This is a genomic window from Longimycelium tulufanense (assembly GCF_014645795.1).
Classification (GTDB): domain Bacteria; phylum Actinomycetota; class Actinomycetes; order Mycobacteriales; family Pseudonocardiaceae; genus Longimycelium; species Longimycelium tulufanense.
In genome coordinates, this window is record NZ_BMMK01000032.1 from 35,527 (window position 1) to 56,354 (window position 20,828).

At 68.6% G+C, this 20,828-nt stretch carries 15 protein-coding genes and 1 tRNA gene; 10 read left to right on the plus strand and 6 right to left on the minus strand.

All coding sequences use genetic code 11. The features are described 5' to 3' along the window. Positions 1-23 precede the first annotated feature (23 nt). Positions 24-94, minus strand: a tRNA-Gln gene (locus IEY55_RS25080). 312 nt (positions 95-406) lie between these two features. Next, positions 407-1,612: an alpha/beta hydrolase family protein gene (locus IEY55_RS25085; protein ID WP_229686738.1), complete on the minus strand. Its 1,206-nt coding sequence runs from the start codon at positions 1,610-1,612 to the stop codon at positions 407-409. A 131-nt stretch (positions 1,613-1,743) separates the two neighbouring features. Between IEY55_RS25085 and IEY55_RS25090 the strand changes: the two genes are divergently transcribed. The 4 genes from IEY55_RS25090 (at position 1,744) to IEY55_RS25105 (ending at position 8,640) form a co-directional block, all read left to right on the plus strand. Beyond that, entirely contained in the window at positions 1,744-2,685 is a 942-nt protein-coding gene (locus tag IEY55_RS25090; RefSeq protein ID WP_189061005.1) for an acyl-CoA desaturase, read from the plus strand. A gap of 486 nt (positions 2,686-3,171) precedes the next feature. After that, complete coding sequence (locus tag IEY55_RS25095) at positions 3,172-5,421, plus strand: ATP-binding protein (RefSeq protein ID WP_189061006.1); 2,250 nt, start codon at positions 3,172-3,174, stop codon at positions 5,419-5,421. 257 nt (positions 5,422-5,678) lie between these two features. Continuing rightward, a complete protein-coding gene (locus IEY55_RS25100) occupies positions 5,679-7,910 on the plus strand; it encodes a hypothetical protein (protein ID WP_189061007.1) in 2,232 nt (743 codons plus the stop codon). Between the two features lie 130 nt (positions 7,911-8,040). Then, on the plus strand, positions 8,041-8,640 hold the full coding sequence (locus IEY55_RS25105; protein ID WP_189061030.1) for a TetR/AcrR family transcriptional regulator: 600 nt from the start codon (positions 8,041-8,043) through the stop codon (positions 8,638-8,640). 177 nt (positions 8,641-8,817) lie between these two features. Here the strand turns inward: IEY55_RS25105 and IEY55_RS25110 are convergent, their stop codons facing one another. After that, complete coding sequence (locus IEY55_RS25110) at positions 8,818-10,029, minus strand: PQQ-dependent sugar dehydrogenase (protein ID WP_189061008.1); 1,212 nt, start codon at positions 10,027-10,029, stop codon at positions 8,818-8,820. 280 nt (positions 10,030-10,309) lie between these two features. Between IEY55_RS25110 and IEY55_RS25115 the strand changes: the two genes are divergently transcribed. The 3 genes from IEY55_RS25115 to mfd all read left to right on the plus strand — a co-directional run bounded on the left by IEY55_RS25115 (position 10,310) and on the right by mfd (position 16,645). Then, positions 10,310-11,149, plus strand: a complete 840-nt coding sequence (locus IEY55_RS25115; protein WP_189061009.1) for a S1 family peptidase — start codon at positions 10,310-10,312, stop codon at positions 11,147-11,149. A gap of 332 nt (positions 11,150-11,481) precedes the next feature. Beyond that, positions 11,482-12,660, plus strand: coding sequence for a Cmx/CmrA family chloramphenicol efflux MFS transporter (locus tag IEY55_RS25120; RefSeq protein ID WP_189061010.1), 1,179 nt, complete (start codon positions 11,482-11,484; stop codon positions 12,658-12,660). Positions 12,661-13,030: 370 nt separating this feature from the next. Further along, entirely contained in the window at positions 13,031-16,645 is a 3,615-nt protein-coding gene (gene mfd, locus IEY55_RS25125; RefSeq protein WP_189061011.1) for a transcription-repair coupling factor, read from the plus strand. Positions 16,646-16,851: 206 nt separating this feature from the next. On the opposite strand, the gene IEY55_RS25130 is transcribed toward mfd, so the two are convergent. Both IEY55_RS25130 and IEY55_RS25135 read right to left on the minus strand, forming a co-directional pair. Beyond that, positions 16,852-17,226 carry a hypothetical protein gene (locus IEY55_RS25130; RefSeq protein WP_189061012.1) on the minus strand — a complete coding sequence of 125 codons (375 nt, stop codon included), beginning with the start codon at positions 17,224-17,226 and terminating at the stop codon, positions 16,852-16,854. Between the two features lie 5 nt (positions 17,227-17,231). After that, the gene (locus tag IEY55_RS25135) at positions 17,232-17,489 is read right to left on the minus strand and encodes a hypothetical protein (protein ID WP_229686739.1); all 258 of its coding nucleotides are present in this window, start codon (positions 17,487-17,489) and stop codon (positions 17,232-17,234) included. A gap of 168 nt (positions 17,490-17,657) precedes the next feature. Between IEY55_RS25135 and IEY55_RS25140 the strand changes: the two genes are divergently transcribed. The 3 genes from IEY55_RS25140 to IEY55_RS32265 are packed head-to-tail and all read left to right on the plus strand — an operon-like array spanning position 17,658 to position 19,883. Next, positions 17,658-18,824 carry a helix-turn-helix domain-containing protein gene (locus tag IEY55_RS25140; RefSeq protein WP_189061013.1) on the plus strand — a complete coding sequence of 389 codons (1,167 nt, stop codon included), beginning with the start codon at positions 17,658-17,660 and terminating at the stop codon, positions 18,822-18,824. A gap of 13 nt (positions 18,825-18,837) precedes the next feature. Next, positions 18,838-19,569, plus strand: a complete 732-nt coding sequence (locus tag IEY55_RS25145) for a 5-formyltetrahydrofolate cyclo-ligase (protein ID WP_189061014.1) — start codon at positions 18,838-18,840, stop codon at positions 19,567-19,569. A gap of 26 nt (positions 19,570-19,595) precedes the next feature. After that, on the plus strand, positions 19,596-19,883 hold the full coding sequence (locus IEY55_RS32265; RefSeq protein WP_229686740.1) for an NUDIX domain-containing protein: 288 nt from the start codon (positions 19,596-19,598) through the stop codon (positions 19,881-19,883). 260 nt (positions 19,884-20,143) lie between these two features. Here IEY55_RS32265 and IEY55_RS25155 read toward each other — a convergent pair whose 3' ends face one another. Further along, positions 20,144-20,788: an HAD family hydrolase gene (locus IEY55_RS25155; protein WP_189061015.1), complete on the minus strand. Its 645-nt coding sequence runs from the start codon at positions 20,786-20,788 to the stop codon at positions 20,144-20,146. Between the last annotated feature and the right edge of the window lie 40 nt (positions 20,789-20,828).

A 20,828-nucleotide genomic window follows, 5' to 3' on the forward strand; every position in this document is an offset into this window, starting at 1 on the left:
GTGGGGGACGGTGGCCCCGGCAGCTCCGCCGCCAGGATTCGAACCTGGACCATCGGAACCAAAATCCGAGGTGCTGCCTTTACACCACGGCGGATCGGGCGGGCGTGTGTGTCACCACCCGAGCGGACATGGTGGCACACGATCCGGGGGCGCCGGACGGAGGCGTCGGTGTGACGTGTGCGTGGCACGTTCGGAGCCACCCGTTCGGCCTAGTGAGTTGCGTTTGGTGATGCCCTGGCCGGAACCGTTGTCCGGCCGACCTCGACATTACTCCGAACCCGTGTGAACCTTTCGAAAAATACTGCCGAAGAACAGCGAATCCGTCGCAGATTTTCCCGTGTCTTTCGGTCAACACGGACCGCCCATCCGGCGGCGCGCAACGTGCCGACCAGCTCACCCGGCTGGATCAACCGCGGAGGAAGGCGGTCACCGCCTCCTCGTACCGCTGCGGGTCGGTGTTCCACTCCGCGGTGTGTTCCGCGTCGGGGAACTCGACGAAACGGACGGGCCACCCCATGCGTTTCGCGGCCTCGGCAAAGGCCCGTGAGGAACTGACCGGCACCATGCTGTCGGCCGAGCCGTGCACCAGCAGCATCGGCGGCCGGTGTGCCGGCGGGTGCCCGGCCAGCTCGAACCGGTCGAAGTCCAGGCCGGCGCGCCAGCCGGAGACCAGCTCCGCGACCGGGGTGAACGCGCTGGGCAGCCCGCGGTTGCCGGCCTGCAGGTCGAGGGTGTCGCGCCAGCTCACCACGGGGGCGTCCAGCACGACCCGGTCGACCAGCCCGGCCAGCTCGGAGTGGCCCAGGAACTGGCCCACGATCGCGCCGCCCATCGACCAGCCGACCAGCACCACGTGCCTGGCCCCGCGCTCCTGTGCGGTGCGCACGGCCGCCTCGAGGTCCCGCCATTCCGCGGCGCCCAGGTGGTAGAGCCCGTCCGGCGAGGGCGGCGCGTTCCGGTCGTTGCGGTAGGTGATGGCCAGGACCGGCAGGCCCAGCCGATGCAGAGCCGGCATGATCCGCAACGCCTCGCGCCGCGTGCCGGCCCGGCCGTGCACGGTGATCGCCCAGGTGTCGCCCTGCCCGGGGACGAGCCAGGCGGGCATGTCGCCCAGCTCCGTGCGGACCTGGACCTCCTGGAAGTCCAGGCCGAGCGCGCTGCGCGGATCGCCGGGCCAGACGTCCGGATCGAGCCGGACCCGTTCGCCCCGGGGAGGGTCGCCGCCGAGCAACTTCCGTTCGACGCGGCCGTCGCCCTGCCGCACGATGTCGCCGACGCGGGCGGATCCGCCCTCCCAGCGCAGTCCCCAGGTGCCCTTGCGCCTCGTCTCGGGGGACTCACTGAGCACCACGACGTCCTCCGCGCCGCGCCGGACCTCCGTGACGGTGTCCGGGAAGGTCTCGACCCGGGCCTGCGCGGGCTGCAGCAGCTCGGTGCTGTAGTACCAGCCGCCGCCAAGGGTCCCGCCGGTCAGCAGCAACGGCACCGCGAGCAACGCGGAGACCAGTGCGACGCGGCGACGACCACCCCAGACGACTCCCACGGTCGCATCATGCGCCTCGCCGAGCACCCGTTGCACGAGTTCGCCGAACCGGTGTGGCGCGCGCGACACGCCGGGTAATACAGGTGGAGGCGGCGCGGAGAAGTAGCGTCCGCGTCACCGGCTACTTACGCTGGCGTAGGTTACGGTTCCGTAGCCGTAGGTACCGTGGCACCTACGCCCCCGATTCCGAGGTAGTGCTCATGACCCTCGCCCCCGAGGCTCCCGTCTCCCCTCCCGCCCCCAAGCCGATCTTCGAGGAGCCCCGCGGCACCGCCGCGCACGTCTCCGTCTATCTCTTCGTCCTCATCCCGACGCTGGCGTTGTTCGCCACCGTTCCGCTGGCCTGGGGCTGGGGGCTGGGTTGGGTCGACGTGGCGTTGTTCGCCGTCTTCTACGCGATCAGCGGTCTCGGCGTGACGGTCGGCTACCACCGGCACTTCACGCACGGGTCGTTCAAGGCCAAGCGCCCCCTGCGGGTCGGGTTGGCCGTCGCCGGCAGCATGGCCGTGCAGGGCTCGGTGGTGCACTGGGTGGCCGATCACCGGCGGCATCACGCCTTCTCCGACAAGGAGGGCGACCCGCACTCGCCGTGGTTGTTCGGATCGTCCCCGTGGGCGCTGGCCAAGGGTTTCTGGCACGCGCACATGGGCTGGCTGTTCGAGCGCGAGGAGACCAACCGCGACCGGTTCGCCCCGGACCTGCAGGCCGACCGCGCGATCCGCGCCGTTGACCGGCTGTTCGTGCTGTGGACCGTGTTGAGCCTGGTGTTGCCGGGCGTGCTCGGCGGGCTGCTGACGTGGTCGTGGTGGGGCGTGCTGACCGGGTTCTTCTGGGGCGGCCTGGTTCGGGTGGCGGTCCTGCACCACATCACGTGGTCGGTGAACTCGATCTGCCACATGATCGGCGAGCGACCGTTCCACAGCCGGGACAAGGCGGCCAACTTCTGGCCGCTGGCGATCTTCTCCTTCGGCGAGGCGTGGCACAACCTGCACCACGCCGACCCCACCTGTGCCCGGCACGGCGTGCTGCGCGGCCAGATCGACATCTCGGCCCGCCTGATCTGGTTCTTCGAGAAGCTGGGCTGGGTGTCGAACGTCCGGTGGCCGACCCCGCAGCGACTGGCCCGGATCACCGCGAAGTGACCGCGCCCGCCGGCTGAGCCGCGCGCGAGGTTGATGCGTCAACGTCGGGCGGGGAGCGGGAGCCAGCGTCCGACGCCGGTCCGGCGGACGTTTCCGCGGTCCGGAGCGGCGAAGTCGACCGAGGTGAGCCACTGGTCGGCCATGGCTCGATGGCTCCTGGCCCGGGCTCGTCCCTGGTTCCGGGAATCGGTATGCCCAACGGGGCGTCGGGAGTACGCGCCCGGCGTCGAACCGGCGTGTGTCTCCCGTCTGGGCTTAATCCCTGGCCCGGGGTGGCGACGCTGACCGACGTAGCGGGGTCCGGCCGACCGAACCGGCGGTCGGACCCCCGTTTGTCCTCACATCACGCGTCTTGTTGGTCACTGCGCGCTCTGATTCCCTGGTCTGGCGCAACCTCATATCGACCACCAGGCGTGGTGACTGGGGGACCAGATGACGGTACCGGGGGATATACGGGCTTTCATCCGTGGAGACCTGAACGGAACGGTGGTCGTCGGCAGCGGCGCCCACGTGCACAACCTGGTCGTGAACGCCCGGGACTGCTCGACGATCACGGTGCGCGCGGACGGCATGCCGGACGTGCGAAAACGGGAGTGCCCGGCGGCATTCGCCCCATCTACCTTCACCGCACCAGTCGGTCGGGACAGGGAGTTGTCCCTGATCGGCTCGCTTCTGCGCGAGCACATTCCGGTGCAGCTGCACGGGCCGAGCGGAATCGGCAAGAGCACGATGTTGCGGCATATCGCCCAGGAAGACGGCGGCCAGGTGATCTACCTGTGTGCCGCCGGCCAGACCCTGGATGACCTGCTGCAGATCATCTTCGACGTCTGCTACGAGACCGATGGCTACCGACCGAATGCTGCTCAGCTGCAGGAGTTCCTGGATGATGTCGAGGCGCTACTCGTTGTTGACGATTTCGCGGGCTCGCGGGACGAACTGACCGAACTGATCACAACCGTGCCGTCGTGCCGAGTGCTGGTTGCATCCAGCCGCCAGACGTTGTGGTCGGGCGGTGCGGCGGTGCGGCTCTCGGGCCTGGACGAGAAAAGTGGGACGCGGCTTCTCGGCCGGCTGTTGGGGCACCGGCTCGGTGTGGACGAGGAGAACGCGGCCGCGGACCTGGTGCGTGAACACGCCGGAAATCCCATGACCTTGACCCAGATCGCAGTCGCATCGCGGCGAACCGGAAGCTGGATCGGTCCATGTCGTGAGGACCCTGCCGCGCTCCTGGCGGAGAAGGTCAGTGCGGCGGGGAGCCGGGTTCTTGGCGTGTTGTCCGCCTGCTCTGGCGAGTTCATCCCGATATCCACCCTGATGGCACTGTCGCGTTTGGACAGTTCTGCCGAACTGGGTGCGTTGGAGCGTCTTGGCCTGGTCGTTCAGGCCGACGGCTACCGGATGGCCAGCGGGTTCGCCGAACGTGTCGCGCGTCTGGTGGCCACCGAAACCGCTCCGGCGGCGCTGGCCGCTGCCCTGACCACCTGGATCGCCACAGTCCCCGATCGCACCGTGGTGACGGAGGCTGCGCCCGTGATCGTGCGGGTGCTGCGGAACGCCGTCGCCACCGGAAGTTACGTCGAAGCAACCGTGCTCGCCCGTGCCGCAGCGCCTGCGCTTGCACGCGCGCTTCGTTTGGGCGCGTGGGGGGAGGTGCTGGAGCTTGGCCGACGTGCTGCCCGAGCGAGTGGGGATTTCCGCGCCGAGGCGTACTTCTCGCACGAGGCCGGGGTTCGGCTGGTGGCGTTGGGACGGACCCTCGCAGCAGGTCCGTCGTTCGTGGCCGCTATCGAGCTGTCGCGATGCTCGGGGGACGCGCGCGCGGCGGTCGTGAGTCAGGCACAGGCCGATGCTGCCGAAGTGCCGATGGTTTTTCCCACTCATCGGTCACCGTGTGTTTTTCGCTGGGTGCAACAGCGGTTTGCAGCGATTCCGGCGGTTGTCGCGGCGGTGATGGCCGTGGTCGCAACTGTCGTTCTGCTGAGTGGTCCGGTGGAGCAGGACGCAAGCGGGGGAATTCCGCTCCCCGCCGGTCCCAGTGTGTCGACGACGGTGCCGGGTGCCAGGATGGACTCGCCGTCCGCAACGGGTCCCACGTCTCCCAAGGGGTCATCGTCGCAGGGCTCGGAGACTGCGACGGTACGGACTGTGCCGACCAAGGCGGCCATGCCCGTAGGCGGAACAACGTGTGCGCCCGGCGCGGCGATGAACTTCGGTGTGGTCGAAGTGGGTTATCAGCAGGCCGTGTCCCAACAGTTCTTCGCCGATCCCTGCCATCCACGAGGGTTCGAGTCCGGCGGGATGACGGTTCGGGGTCGTAGCGGCGATGTGTTCCAACTTTCTGTTGGCCGCTGCCCCGACATCGTGCGGCCGGCTGGGCAGGGCGAACCGTGCACCGTCACCGTCACCTTCCGGCCGCGCGAGGCGGGCGTGTTCGAAGCCGAGCTGGTTGTGCCCGCGGTGAATGCGCCGGATCGCCCGGGTGTCGTGCGGCTGACCGGAGCCGCGCGGTCCGCGCCCGTACCGGGGGAGCCCACCAGTGCCACCGTCCGGTCGGCCGAACCGACGACCACACCGCCGCCCGTCGCCCTGCCCTGCCCGACCGAGCGGGGCGACTGCCGAGCCGGGCCCGGGACCGGACAGCGCCGGCACGACCCCGACCCCCAGTCTGTCAAGCGAAATCTCAGCCCTGTGGAAAACCGCCCAACGCTGTGGAGAGCGGTTTTCCCCCATCCGTGAAGATCGATAGACTGGCGTCGGGGCGCGCACCCCGTTAGGGGGCGGGAGGGGGCTGCGCTTCGGACGGGGCAGCCGCTTCCGAGCCGGTTTCGGCATGGCGAGCCGTCATTTCCGAAGAGGATTCGGGATCCGGTGGTCGAGATCAGCAGACCGGGTGTCGTCTGATCGCTCGGGTTGTTGCCGCTATCCGGCTGTGCTTGTCTGGCCTGACCGCACCGCGCCTGTGCGGACCACACGTCGAGGTGGGAGCGCGGGAGATGTCGGACCAGGGGGGTCTGCGCGCGTTCATCGCTGGCGAGGTCAGCGCGGCGGTAGTGGTCGGCGGCAACAACCGCACGCACAAGCTGGTGATCAACGCGCGCGACGGGTCGTCGGTGACCATCCGCAACGACGAGCCACCGGTGGCACACCCCCGGGACCGCCCGCTCGCCCCACCACCCCGGCCCGGGCCGGAGCCCCTGGGGCGGCAGACCGAGTTCGAGACGATCGCCCGGGCCCTGGCCGCCGGCCTGCCCGTGCAGGTGTACGGGCCCGCGGGGATCGGTAAGAGCACGTTGCTTAGGCACGCCGCCCGCGGGCACGACTCGATCCACCTGTCCGCGGCTGGGCGCGGCGTCGATGACCTCCTCCAGGAGCTCTTTACGGCCCGCTACGCGGACATCGGCTACCGCCCCGAACGGTTGCCACTCCGCCGGTTCCTCAGCACCGTGCGCGCCCTGCTCGTCGTCGACGACTTCGCCGGCACCGCCGAGGACCTGGCCGTGCTGCTCGACGCGGTTCCCGCCTGCGACGTCCTAATCGCCTCCCCGCGTCGCACGCTCCGATCGGGCGGCCGGTCGGTGGAGATCACGGGGGTGTCCGCCGATGTGGCCACCGCGTTGATCGCCCGTGAACTCGGCCGCCCACTGAGCGGGCCGGAATGCATCGACGCCGCCGAGCTGTGGCAGGCCAGCGCCGGCAACCCGCTCACCCTGATCCAGCTCGCCGCCGCGATGCGAACGGACGGCGGTGCGTTGTCGGAGTACCGGACCGCCGAGCAGGCGGCGTTCGCCCTCGCCGCCCACCTCGACGCCGACGCCCGCCGAGCCCTGGGGGTGCTCGCCGCGTTGCCCGGCGTGTCCGTCCCGGCGCCCGTTCTCCTGACGCTCGCCCGCCTGGATCACACCACGGGGGTCGACCTACTGGCCCGCCTCGGTCTCGCCATCGACGACGGCACCGGCCACCGCCTGGCCGGCTCCCTGGCCGAGCGGGTCGCCACCCTCGTCGCGCCGGACACCGCGCCGACCGACCTGGCCACCACGTTGATCTCCTGGGTGGCCGCCGCGCGCCAGGCACACGCGGTCGCAGCGGTTGCTCCGGTGGTCATCCGTGTCCTGCGTGCCTCCGTGGCGAGCGGCGGTTGCGTGGAGGCCGTCAGCCTGGCCCGCATCGTCGCGCCGGTGCTGGCCCGGGCGCTCCGGCTCGACGCCTGGGGCGAGGTGCTCGACATCGGTCGCGCCGCCGCCCGCGCCATCCGCGCCACCCGCGACGAGGCGTACTTCGCCCACGAGTCCGGCGTCCGGCTGGCCACGCTCGGCAAGGGCACCGCGGCGGGCGCGTTGTTCACCGCCGCGATCACCCTGTGGCGGCGGGTGGGCGACCAGCACGCGGCAGCGGCGACCCAGGCGCAGGCCCAGGTGTGCGGCGCCCCGGTGCCCCCGATGCCGGCCGCCCCGCCCGAGCTGGACCGGGGCAGCCTGGAGCTGGCCCGCATGCTGGTCACGAAACCGCTCGTGCTCGGCGCGACGGCGGCGATCGCGGTGGCCGGCGGCCTCGCGCTCGCCAGCTTCGGGGGCATGGCACCCCGGTCGTTGCCCGAGCCCCCGGCGATCATCGTTCCGACATCGTTCCCGGTCGAGGAGACCGTTGAGAACGTGACCGCGCCGCCTCCGCCGCCCGTCCCGCCCGAGCGCGCCAGGGAGATTCCCACTTGCCTGACCGGAGATCAGCTCGATCTCGGTGAGGTGGCCGTAGGATCGTCCCTCGAACGGTCCTATGTGTACACGGTGGCTCCCTGCCACGGGAGCGGCCTGGTTCCGGGCAACGCGTATGTGGTTGCCGCGCAGGAGGGTGCATTCTCCGCCGCATCCGGTGACCCGCGCTGCTCGGCCTGGCCCGTCCACCCCGGAGAAGGTCCCTGCTCGCTGGTGATCCGGTTCCGCGCCCTGTACGAGGGCCGTTTCGCGGCGCAGATCGTGATCCCGGAGGCCGGTACGGGTGATCCTGGTGGCCAGCACGTCGTCCAGATCACCGCCGCGGGGAAGCGGGCACGGCCCAAGGGCGTGCCACCCACCCGGACCGCTCGACCGACCTCCACCGTGACGGGGACCACCGACCCCACGACAACCGCCACCACGACCACGGTGACGACAACGGAAACGACCACGACCACGACGACGGAGGTCGAGGAGACGACCGAGGGACGAACGGCCACCTCCACCCCGGGCTGACGTCCGCAGGTGACGCGCCGTCCGGCTGGGTCGAGGTGTCATTTAGGCTGTTCGGGTGGCGGTGCGACGGCGAGGACGAGTGCGGGGGGACGCAGCCGGCGGTGGCGACGCCAGGACCGTCCGCGTGCGCATGACCGGTAAGGAACGCCGGGAACAGCTCCTCGACGTCGGGCGGGCACTGTTCGCCGAGAAGGGCTTCGAAGCCGCGTCGATCGAGGAGATCGCGCACCGGGCCGGGGTGAGCAAGCCGGTCGTGTACGAGCACTTCGGCGGTAAGGAAGGGCTCTACGCCGTCGTCGTCGATCGCGAGATGCGCAGCCTGCTCGATCGGATCGTCTCGGCGCTCACCGGCGGTCACCCGCGGCAGCTGCTCGAACAGGCGGCGACCGCGTTGCTCGACTACATCGAGGACTGCACCGACGGCTTCCGGATCCTCGTCCGCGACTCACCGGTCGCCAGCGCCAGCGGGACATTCTCCAGCCTGCTCAACGACATCGCCAGCCAGGTGGAGCACATCCTCGGGGTGCAGTTCGACGCCCGCGGCTATGACCGGAAGCTCGCCGCCCTCTACAGCCAGGCTCTGGTCGGGATGGTCGCCCTGACCGGCCAGTGGTGGCTGGAGGTACGCAAGCCCAAGAAGGACGAGGTGGCCGCACACCTGGTCAACCTCGCATGGAAGGGCCTGTCCCACCTGGAGCACGCACCCACCCTGCGCACCCGCCGGGACTGATCGCGGTTTCCTGCCGACCGACCGCGCCGACGTGTGACCCACAGGTCAGCTTCCCCGAGATCACTTCGCCCTCGGGTATCGGCCGCCGATCCGGCCTCGCCGTGGAAGAAGCGTGGCCATTCTGTTCGCAGCGTGAGCCGCGAACAGGGTCTCTTGCAGGACAAAAGAAACATCCGATCATGCTGGCGTGATGCGGAGGACCTTGTCGTCCCTGCCGTTGCTCGTGGTCAGGTAGAGCGCACCGTCCGGGCCCAGCTGGGCGGCACGCAGCCGGCCATGCGTCCCGTCCAGCTCCCGCGGCACGCTGACCTTCCCGATCTCCCCATCCCGGGTGGGCCTCATGACCAGGATCTTGCGCCCCTTCAACGCGGTGACGACCAATGCGCCGTCAAGCCCACGCCACTGCTTACCGGACAGGAACTCCACCGCACAGATTGCCTCCGTCGGGCTCCCGGAACTCCAGAGCGCGCGTACCGCGTCCGGGAACCTTACGGTGTCCGTCATAGGGACGCTCTCGTCGTAGGCCGCGGCCGAGTCATCGCCACGCGGTGCCCAGCCGTAGTTGCCACCACGGACGAGCAGATTGACCTCGTCGTCCACCGTCGGCCCGTGCTCGGCCAGGAAAACCTCATTACTGTCGGGCTGGATGGCAATGCCCTGGACGTTGCGGTGCCCGTAGGTGAGAACGTACCGCTCGTTCTCGTTCTCCGAGTCGAACCAAGGGTTACCTGGCCACGGCTTACCGGTGTTCAGGTCAAGCCGGAGCACCTTTCCGCCGAGACTGCGCCGGTCCTGGGCGAGGTTGTTCCGGGCACTATCACCGGTACCGACCAGCAGCGCGCCGTCGGAGTCCAGCCGCAACCGGCAGCCGGCGTGCCGGCCGGTGACATCGTCCACCGGTAGCCCGGCCAGCAGCGGGTCGACCACCCGCCGCGCGCTCCTGTAGTCCTGTGACAGCTCCCAGGTGACCAGCCGGACATCGACCGGCCTACCACCCTCCAGCTTCGACTGGCACGTGGTGAACCGGCGGCTCTCGGCGAAGTCCGGGTGTACGAGCATGCCCATCAGGCCGGTCTCGTGCTCGACCCACACATCGTCGAAGTCGGCGTCGACCCGCGTCACCGTTGCCCCCGGTTGGCCGCTCGACAGCAGATCGAGGCGCCCCGGCCGTTGCGGTACCAGGATCTTGCCGTCGGGCAGGAACCCGACCTCCCAGCCGTGCTCGAGGCCGCTCGCGACCACCTCCACACGCAGCCGGGGATCCCCTTCCGCCCTCGGCTCCGGATTGGAGGCGGGGCTCGGAGCGTTCTCGTTCGAGCCGCCACATGCCACGACGAACACGGCGGTGAGCAGGGCAGCACTCAGTCGTCGAAGACTTCGGGTGAGCACGCTCACATTGTGCTCCCGGTGCGCCCGCCACGACCGGGCGACCCGTTGCCCGGCCAGCGGCGGGTTCCCGCAAGGCGGAAACCGGTCGCGGGGGACCCGTGCTGTGGTCGCGGATCGTGCAGCGACTTCCCGAGCCGTATGGAGGCGAGGGTTTGGTTGGTGCCGGACTTATCGAAAGGAGTTATGGCTGCTTGACTCCTCGGTAGGTACCCGTCATGAGCGGGGTCTCCTTACCGTCCTTTCCAGGCAAGGGCCGAACCTGGGAGAACGGAGAAGACCAATGAGGGCATGGAGGGCACGTCCCCTGCTCGTGGGCCTCCTCGCCGCGGTGGCCACCGCGTTCGGTGGCACGAGTGTGCCGGCGGCGACAGCGGCACCGAACGATGACGCGATGACCCCGTTTGTGATCGGTGGCCGCGATGCCACCGTGAACTACGGTTCCATGGCATCGCTTCAGGATCGTCGGTACAGCGGCCACATGTGCGGTGCCACGCTGATCGCCAGGAACTGGGCGGTCACCGCGGCGCACTGCCTGCACGAGGGAAGTGACAAGAGCAAGGTGCTGAACCCGGCCGGCTGGCAGATCCGGGTCAACACCCACGATTCCAGCCGGGGTGGGGAAGTGCTTCCGGCAGCGCAGTTCATCCTGCACCCCGAGTACACCCGGACCCAGCGACTGTGGCACGACATCGCACTGATCCGGCTCTCCCGGTCGGCGACAACGATTCCCGCGACGATCGCCGCCGAGGCCGGCCCCGCCGGCACCGCCACCCGGATCCTGGGGTGGGGAACGACCTGCCCCGACCCGCGACGGCAGGGGCCGCGGTGTTTCCCGGACACCCTGCAGGAACTCGACACCTCCATCCTGCCGGACAGCAGGTGCGAGTTCATCAACGAGGGCAGTGAGATCTGCACGGACAGCCCGGGCCGCAACTCCGGCGTCTGTTATGGCGACTCGGGCGGCCCACAGGTGAAGAAGGTCGCCGGACAGTGGCAGCTGATCGGTGTCGCAAGCCACCTCGCCACCAGCAGGACCTCCACCTGTGGCATCTACCCGTCCGCCTACGTGAACGTGCCGGTGCACCGGAGCTGGATCGAACAACACACCGGAAGGTTGTAACACAGACAGAAAATTGGAACCACAAAGGAAGAGCGGCCCCGGAACGAGTTCCGGGGCCGCTCCTGTGTGTTGCGGGACATGACGTTGCTGACACCGGCCGACGCCGGTGAAACCGAGGTGTCTCGACGGACGTCGGTCGGGTAACGTGCCGGCCATGTCGAGTCCTGAGGCAGTCAAAGTGGGGGCTTTCGGTCACGCCGTCAGCCCCTGAACCACTGAGCTCGTAGTCCTGCCGTCCCTCCGCGTTCTGCGGCCGGACGAGTGCGCCCCTGGGTGCTGACCGCGGTGACGAGATGACCTTCTCGTGCTTCTCCTCACCTCGGAGCCACTCGATGTCTCTCCCGCTGTACCTGCTTGCCATGGCGGTCTTCGCCATGGGCACCTCGGAGTTCATGCTCGCCGGCCTGGTGCCGGACATCGCCGCTGACCTCGACGTCACAGTCGGGACGGCGGGCACGCTCACCTCGGCCTTCGCGATCGGAATGGTCGTCGGTGCCCCGCTCATGGCCGGGCTTGCCCGCAACTGGCCTGGACGGTCCGGCCTGCTGGGGTTCGTCCTCATGTTCTTGGCAGCCCACGTCGTGGGCGCTGCCACTTCGAGCTTCCCGGTCCTGTTCGCGACGCGGGTCGTCGCAGCGCTCGCGAACGCGGGGTTCCTCGCCGTGGCCCTGACGACTGCCGCCACGCTGGTCTCTGCCGACAAGAAGGGACGCGCGCTCGCTGTGCTGCTGTCAGGCACCACGGTGGCCACGATCGCCGGTGTCCCAGGGGGATCAGTACTCGGCACACTGTTCGGCTGGCGGGCCACTTTCTGGGCTGTTGCCGTCTTCTGCCTGCCCGCAGCAATCGGCATCCTCAAGGGAATCCCGGCGCGCCGTGGACAGCAGGACGCGGCTGACGGGCCAGCCCTGCGATCGGAACTCGCACAGCTCAGAAGTCCGCGACTGCTTCTGGTCATGCTGCTCGGCGCGCTGGTGAACGCGGCAACATTCGCGAGCTTCACCTTCCTCAAACCCGTCGTGACCGACACCGCCGGGCTGGGTGAGCTGTGGATCTCCGTCGTTCTGATGCTTTTTGGTGTCGGTTCCTTCGCCGGTGTCACCGTCGCTGGGCGCTTGTCCGACCAGCGCCCCGGGCTGGTCATCGCGGCCGGCGGCCCGTTGCTGCTCGTCGGCTGGCCGGTCCTGGCTGCGCTGGCCGACGAGCCGGTCGCGCTGCTCACCCTCGTGTTCGTGCAGGGTGGGCTGTCGTTCGCGCTGGGCAGCACCTTGATCACGCGGGTCCTCTACGAGGCCGCGGGAGCCCCCACCATGGCCGGCTCCTACGCGACCGCGGCATTCAACGTCGGCGCCGCCGTCGGCCCCCTCGTCGCCGCGACCACCCTCAGCACCCCAGTCGGGAACCTCGGGCCGCTGTGGGCAAGCGGACTACTCGTCGCTGTCGCGCTGCTCATCGCGTTCCCCCTCCGCACTGTGATCGCGGCTGGCCGACGCACCGAGGTACTCCGGTGACGTATGCGAACGCTGTGCCGAACGCGAACGTGCTCGGGGCACGGGACATGAAGCCCGGCCACCGGTTCGCGGCCGACCTGTGCGTCGTTCGAACCACGGAATGACCATGGCCGAGGTGGTGTTGACTCACGGCGATGAGGTGGGGTGTGTGCGCGTTGGTCGCCGGGCCGCGCATGCAGGAAGTGCGCAGGGATGCTCAGCGGTCGATGAACACACGGTCGCGCAACCGGTGGGTAGAGCGCTCGCGAAACGTGTCGCCTGGAGGTCGTAAAGTGAGGTGGTGAGACCCCTGGTCCGGTGGCTCGTCCTGGGCAGGGGTGTGTCGGTGTGCCACCAGACACGTCCTTCGAACGCCCACAGGGGGAGTCCCGTGTCGCAGCCCGCTCCGCTGTCCGGCCTGCTCAGCGCCGCCCTGACCGACGAAAACCTGGCCGGCGTGGTGACCGCCGCCGGCACCGCCGCCCTGGAGGTCGAGGGCCCGGCCGCGGCCCGCCCGCTGGTCACCGCCGCCCTGGCCAGCCCGGCCGGCGCCGACCGCCCGGTCCTCGCCGTCACCGCCACCGGCCGCGAGGCCGACGAGCTGGCCGCCGTCCTCGGCGACCTCCTCGGCCCCGACGTCGTCGCCACCTTCCCGTCCTGGGAGACGCTGCCGCACGAGCGCCTCTCCCCCCGCGCCGACACCGTCGGCCACCGCCTCGCCGTCCTGCGCCGCCTCGCCCACCCCGAGGAGAACGGGCCGCTCCGCGTGGTCGTCACCACGGTCCGCAGCCTCATCCAGCCGCTGGCCCCGGGCCTGGGCGAGCTGGAACCCATCCGCCTGCGCGTCGGCGGCGAACACGACTTCGAACACCTCGCCGAACGCCTCTCCCTGCTCGCCTACACCCGCGTCGACCTGGTCGAGAAGCGTGGCGAGTACGCGGTGCGCGGCGGCATCATCGACATCTTCCCGCCCACCGCCGAACACCCCCTGCGCCTGGAGTTCTGGGGCGACGAGGTCAGCGAGATCCGCTCCTTCGCCGTCGCCGACCAGCGCTCCCTCCCCGACCCGGTCGAGGAGCTGTTCGCCCCGCCGTGCCGCGAGCTGCTCCTCACCGACGACGTCCGGGCCCGCGCCGCCGAGCTCGCGCCCGAACACCAGGGGGACCCGCACCTCGCCGAGATGCTGGAGAAGATCGCCGGCGGCATCCCGTGCGAGGGCATGGAGGCGTTGATCCCCGCCCTCTGCCCCGGCAAGCTCCAGCTCCTCACCGCGCTCGTCCCCGCGGGAACGCACGTTCTCGTGGCCGACCCGGAGAAGGTGCGCACCCGCGCCCACGACCTCAGGCGCACCGGCCAGGAGTTCCTGGAGGCCTCCTGGATGGCGGCGGCCGGCGGCGGCACCGCCCCCATCGACCTCGGCGCCTCCGCCTACCGCGAGCTCGCCGACGTGGTCGAGCACGCCCGCTCGGCCGGCCTGCCGTGGTGGACGCTCAGCCAGTTCACCACCGCCGAGGCCACGACCAACGGTGAGACCACCCCGGAGGACGGTGACGCTCAGCCGCTGCGGCTCGACATCAGGGCGGTCGAGGGCTACCGCGGCGAGATCGACCGCGCCTTCACCGACCTGCGGGGCCACCTCGCCACCGGCGGCGCGGCCGTCCTGGTCTTCCCCGGCGCCGGCACCGCCCAGCGTGCGGTCGAGCAGCTCGGCGACGCCGACGTTCCCGCGCGCCTCGGCGACGGCCTCCCGGCCGCCCCGCAGGGCGGGCTCGTCACGGTCGTCCGGGGCGCGCTCGAGGATGGTTTCCTCGCGCCCGGCGCGGGCCTGGTCGTCCTCACCGAAACCGACCTCACCGGCGGCCGGGGCGGCACCTCCACCCGCGACATGCGACGCATGCCCTCCCGCCGGCGCAACGCCGTCGACCCGCTCGCGCTCAAGCCCGGCGACTTCGTCGTGCACGAGAAGCACGGCATCGGCAGGTACGTGCAGATGCTGCAGCGCACCGTGGCCGGCGCCACCCGCGAATACCTGGTGCTGGAGTACGCGCCGAGCAAGCGCGGACAGCCCGGCGACCGGCTGTTCGTGCCGACCGACCAACTCGACGAGGTCTCCCGCTACGTCGGTGGCGAGCTACCCACGCTGAACAGACTGGGCGGCTCGGACTGGAAGAACACCAAGGCCAAGGCCCGCAAGGCGGTCAAGGAGATCGCCGCCGAGCTGGTCCAGCTCTACGCCGCCCGGCAGGCCGCCCCCGGCCACGCCTTCGGTGGGGACACCCCGTGGCAGCGCGAGCTGGAGGACGCCTTCCCCTACACCGAGACGCCCGACCAACTCTCGGCCATCGACGAGGTCAAGGCAGATATGGAGAAGGCGGTCCCGATGGACCGCGTGATCTGCGGCGACGTCGGTTACGGCAAGACCGAGATCGCGGTGCGGGCCGCCTTCAAGGCGGTGCAGGACGGCAGGCAGGTCGCGATCCTGGTCCCCACCACGCTGCTCGCCCAGCAGCACCTCAACACCTTCACCGAGCGCTTGCGCGCGTTCCCGGTCACGGTCAAGGGTCTTTCCCGGTTCACCGACTCGTTCGAGGCCGAGCAGGTGGTCAAGGGCCTGGCCGAGGGTGAGGTCGACGTCGTGATCGGTACGCACCGCCTGCTGCAGACCGGAGTCCGCTACAAGAACCTCGGCCTGGTCGTCATCGACGAGGAGCAGCGTTTCGGCGTCGAGCATAAGGAACACATCAAGTCGCTGCGCACCCACGTCGACGTGCTCACCATGTCCGCCACGCCGATCCCGCGCACGCTGGAGATGAGCATGGCCGGTATCCGGGAGATGTCGACGATCCTCACCCCGCCCGAGGAGCGGCACCCGGTGCTGACCTACGTCGGCGGCTACGACGACAAGCAGGTGGCCGCCGCGATCCGCCGCGAGCTGCTGCGTGACGGCCAGGTGTTCTTCGTGCACAACCGGGTCAAGACGATCGAGAAGGCGGCCCGGCACGTCCGGGAGCTGGTGCCGGAGGCCCGGGTGGTCACCGCGCACGGCCAGATGAACGAGGACCGCCTGGAGAAGATCATCCAGGGCTTCTGGGAGCGCGAGTACGACGTCCTGGTGTGCACCACGATCGTCGAGACCGGCCTGGACATCTCCAACGCCAACACGTTGATCGTGGAACGGGCGGACCTGCTCGGCCTGGCGCAGCTGCACCAGTTGCGCGGCCGGGTCGGCCGCGCCCGCGAGCGTGGCTACGCCTACTTCCTCTACCCCTCCGAGTCCCCACTGACCGAGACCGCGCACGACCGGCTGGCCACGATCGCGCAGAACTCCGAACTGGGTGCGGGCATGGCAGTGGCCATGAAGGACCTGGAGATTCGCGGTGCCGGCAACATCCTGGGCGCCGAGCAGTCGGGGCACATCGCAGGTGTCGGCTTCGACCTGTACGTCCGTCTGGTCGGCGAGGCCGTGGACGCATTCCGGAAGCACGCCGGGGCCGAAGCGGTCGAGGCTGAGGAGGAGCTGGCGGAGGTCCGGGTGGATCTTCCCGTCGACGCGCACATTCCGCACGACTACGTGCCGGGGGAGCGGTTGCGGTTGGAGGCGTACCGCAAGATTGCCGCCGCACCGGACGCGGAGGCGTTGAACGGGGTGCGGGATGAGCTCACCGACCGGTACGGGCCATTGCCCGCGCAGGTCGAGCATTTGCTCGCGGTCGCTTCGTTCCGGCAACTGTGCCGACAGTACGGGGTTACCGAGGTTGCCTTGCAGGGCAACAACATCCGGTTCGCTCCGCTGGAGCTGCGTGACTCGCAGCAGGTGCGGATGAAGCGTCTTTACCCGAAGGCACTTTACAAGGCGGCGGCCAAGACGGTGTCACTGCCGCGGCCGACGGAGGGCGCCGCAGGTGGGCGGATCGGTGCGCCCCCGTTGCGGGACGTGCCGTTGCTCAAGTGGTGCGCCGACTTCCTGGAGTCGCTCGAGGTCCCGGTGGCGGCGACGTCGAGTTGATCGAACCGGCTTCGGTGCCCTCCGTTGGGGGTGTGGTTCCCATTGAGGTCAACAGGGGAACCACACCCGCCTTTCGCGCTCCGGTCTGGGTCAGTCGTCGACGATGGTGATGAATCCGGTGTAGTCGCAGTTGGCGCAGCCCTTGCCGTCACAGTCACCGCAGACACCGGTGATGGTCGATGGTCCTCGGCATGGTGGATGGGGCATCACTCCTCCTTCCCTCGTTGCGGTATGAAACGGGCCAGGTGTTCGTGGACCCAGGCGATACCGAATTCCCGCAGTGTGGTGGCCTCACCTGCTCCGCTGATGGGAATGTCGTCGAACAGTGGGATCGAGTGGCGCAGGGTGCCGTGTCGCACCTGGAGTTGGGCGGCGCCCACCGGCCAGACGAAGACGAAGTGGGCGTACATGAACAGCCACGCCTCATGTCCATCCCAGATGCCGCGGACGGGACCTTCGGTGGAGAACGGGCAACGGTAGATGGTGCGGGTGGTGCCGCAGCGAAAGGTCCGGGTCTCGGCCCGCACCTCCGGGGGCAGGACCCCACCGGGCAGCGACCGCAGTAGCGCTGGCAGTTCCACCGCCATCACCCCGTCGCCTCGGAGGGAAGCTTTGGCGTGCAGCTCGCGGTGGGCAGCGGAGCCGTTAGCAGACACGTGGTGCACGGCATGCCCTCGACGGCGTCGAGCCGCTCGGCAGCATCCGGCGGGATCGTGGTGCCGCAATAGGCGACGAGCTCGGTAGGTAGCTCGGGCGCAGACGGGGCAGGCACCAGATGCACCACCCGCGATGTCTCCCCCACCATCCCGGGCAAGAACCGAACCAGCATGAACGTGCCTGTCACGGCAATCCTCCCGATGCATCCGTTACGGCTTCTGACCGGTTCAAGCGAAGCGCGAACGGTGGCTTCAACCCAGCGCCGTGGTGACGCAGAAATGACGCACGAACACCGCATCAGTCCCGGTGAGCTGCACCGCTACAGTGGCTGGCCATACGGATGCGGAGGTACAGCATGGCGCGCAAGCGGAAGCAGCTGGCCAATGCACGCAAGGCAGCAGGGCTCACGCAGGAAGAACTCGCCGCGCGGCTGGGCGTCGAGCGTTCTACAGTTGCGCGCTGGGAGGCCGGCGAGACCTCCCCGCAACCCTGGCTGCGCCGCGGACTTGCGAAGATACTTCAGATTGAGCCCGGTCGGCTTGGGGAACTGCTTGAGCATGACGAGCCTCGAAGGAACCAGTTAGACGACCGCATGGCATTCGTTAGGTCTCATCCGACGAGTGTTGACCTGACAACGGCGTCTCAACTGCGCCAGCAAGTTCGGATGCTGACTGACGGCTACGACCACTGTCCTTCCACGTCACTGCTCGCCGAGGCTGGGCAATGTCTGGGACAGATCGAGTTCTTCCGGCGCTACGCCGGCATTGGGGAGGTGGCGCGGCAACTCACGGCCGCGCTCGCTGAGGCAGCCATCCTCATGGGCCAGCTTGTCTGGGATGCATCACAGCGCCGAGACCAGGAGACAGCTCGAAGCTACTTCCGCCAAGCGCTCCGCGCGGCACAGGAGCTTCCCGATCCGGCGATCGAAGCACATGCGCTGCTGCGCACCAGCTATCTCGCACTCTATGCCGAGCGGAATCCCCAGACGGGGCTGGCGTTCACCCAGCGCGCGGCCGCAGCCGCTGAGGGGGCCAGTCAGGCTCTTGGTGGACTCGCTTGGCTACATACTGCCGAAGCCCACGCAATCCTCGGTGAACGCCGGGCGTCTGAGCGGGCTCTGGGTGAAGCCGAAGGCCGTTTCGTCGATATCCAGCTAACCGATGCGGCAGCGGATCTGCCCTCACAAGCCCAGTTCGACCGCGTTGCCGGTTCATGCTTTCTCTTCCTTCGTGACTATCGGCGCGCGCAGACGTACCTGGAGCGGTCAGTGCGGTCCGCTCCTACCTGGAAAAAGTCACGAGCCATATCACTCGGTAACCTCGGCCTGGCCTATCTCCGCCAGGGTGAGATCGACGCGGCGACCAACACGCTACACAAGGCCATTGACGTTGTTGAGGCAACGCAGGGGGGTGGTGGGCTCACCATCATTTTCAGTGCCGGCCGGGAACTTCGGAAATGGCGGGACGAACAACAGGTTCAGTATCTTCATGACCGAATGCTTATGCTCCTGGCTACGATGTGACGGGGAGGTCGTCATGTGGCAAGACATCGATCAAGCCAAATGGTCGACTCGTGAGCGGATATGGTCTGTTCTCGACCTTCGTGGGGTGGCTCACCCACCTGGTGCGTCGGGACGCATTCCGCACTTCGTCGGTGCTGAACTTGCCGCGCGGCAACTGGCCCGGTTGCCGGAATGGAGTACTGCGCGAACCGTCAAGTCCGTTCCGGACAAAGCACAGCGACCTGTTCGTGCATTGGCCCTCGAGCAGGGCAAGCTCGTCTACATGGCGGTGCCAATGTTGGCCGAGGACAAACCCTTCTACCGACTCGACCCTGCCACGTTGGAAGTCCCTCCGAAACAGGCGGCTGATCGACGAGTAGCACGGCAGATGGGGGAGCCGGTGGACGTGTCGGACATGCAGCCGGTCGACCTCGTCGTATGCGGGAGTGTTGCCGTCAACCTCGAGGGGGTGCGGATTGGCAAGGGCGCTGGTTACTCCGATATCGAAATCGCACTGCTCCACGAGGCCGGACTGGTCACCGACCGGACTGTCATAGCTACCACCGTCCACGACCTCCAGGTACTCGAAGAACCACTTCCTGAAGCCGAACACGACTTTCGTGTGGACATCGTCGTAACACCCCATGAGATTATCCGTTGCCTCTCGGGTAGGAAGCGGGCTGGTTTGGTATGGAACAGTCTGTCCGCCGAGAAGATTGCGACCATTCCAGTCCTGTCCGCTCTCAATGCCCAGCGGCGGTCATGAGGGCGGGAAGGATGTCAGAACACGCCGTGGCCGGTCTGACTAACGATGAAGAGCGCTTCGCATTCCTTGCTGAGGGCAACGCCAGGCAAGCCAGGAAGCGGGTCACTGCGGACGTGCTGATACGTGACGAGGGGGATCGAGTTCTTCTGGTCAATCCCACCTATAAGGAACACTGGGATCTCCCCGGTGGGATGGCGGAGGCCAACGAACCACCCCGGGCAGCCGCGAAGAGAGAACTCATCGAAGAACTCGGACTCACTATCACCCCCGCCCGCCTTCTCCTGCTCGACTGGGTCGCGCCGCGAGGACTATGAGACGACCAACTCGTCTTCATCTTCGATGGCGGCATCCTCACACCCGGCCAAGTTGCCGGCCTGTGCCCGATCGACCCTGAGATCAGCGAATGCAGCCTGGTCGATCGTGACGAAGCCAGCCGGCGGCTCCGTCCGGACATGGGACGACGGTTGGCTCGCGCATTGCAGGCACTGTCCGCCGGATCAACGGACTACTCAGAGCTACCTGCATAGCAGCCGCAGCGGAGCCCACTCCACGCCCAGCGGCGATGAGGCCAGCCTTACTGCGCAAGCAGCAGCTCGGGTAGCTCGTGGAGGGAGTTGATCACCCAGTCCGCGTTGGCTCCTACGATGGGGTCTTCGGCCCACAGATATCCCCACGGACCCCGCCTGATCAACGCGGCACGTAGGCCGGCCGCCTTCGCGGGCAGCAGGTCATGGTCACGATGATCGCCGACGTACACGATCTGGTCCGGATGGCCAGGAGCGATTTCGATAATGCGATGGAAGAATCCGGCCTGTGGCTTGGCGACTCCCCACTCGCCCGAGGTGCCGATGTAGTCCGCGGGTAGGTCCAGCGCACGCAGCAGCTCCCCGGCACGCGCCGTCTGGTTGCCAGCGATCCCAACCCACAGGCCGTCCGCGCGGAGCGCTGTCAAGGCGGCACGCACGTCCGGGTACAGATCCCCCTCGTCTATCTGCTCGCCGAGCCCGGCTTCTTCACGCAGCTGACGTTCACGAGCGAGGTCGAAGCCGGGACGGAAGTATTGGAATGTCTCGACGTTGTCCCTACCCGCGGCCGTGACGGCCCCGAGCACGGCGGAGAACGTGTGCCGCGGGACTCCTATCCAGTCGGCCCATGCGCCCCACTCCCGTGAATCATCCAGCAACGTTTCGCCGACGTCGAACACCACCGCGCTCACCACGCCCCAGTTCTACGTCACTGTGAACCGACCCGGGATGGGC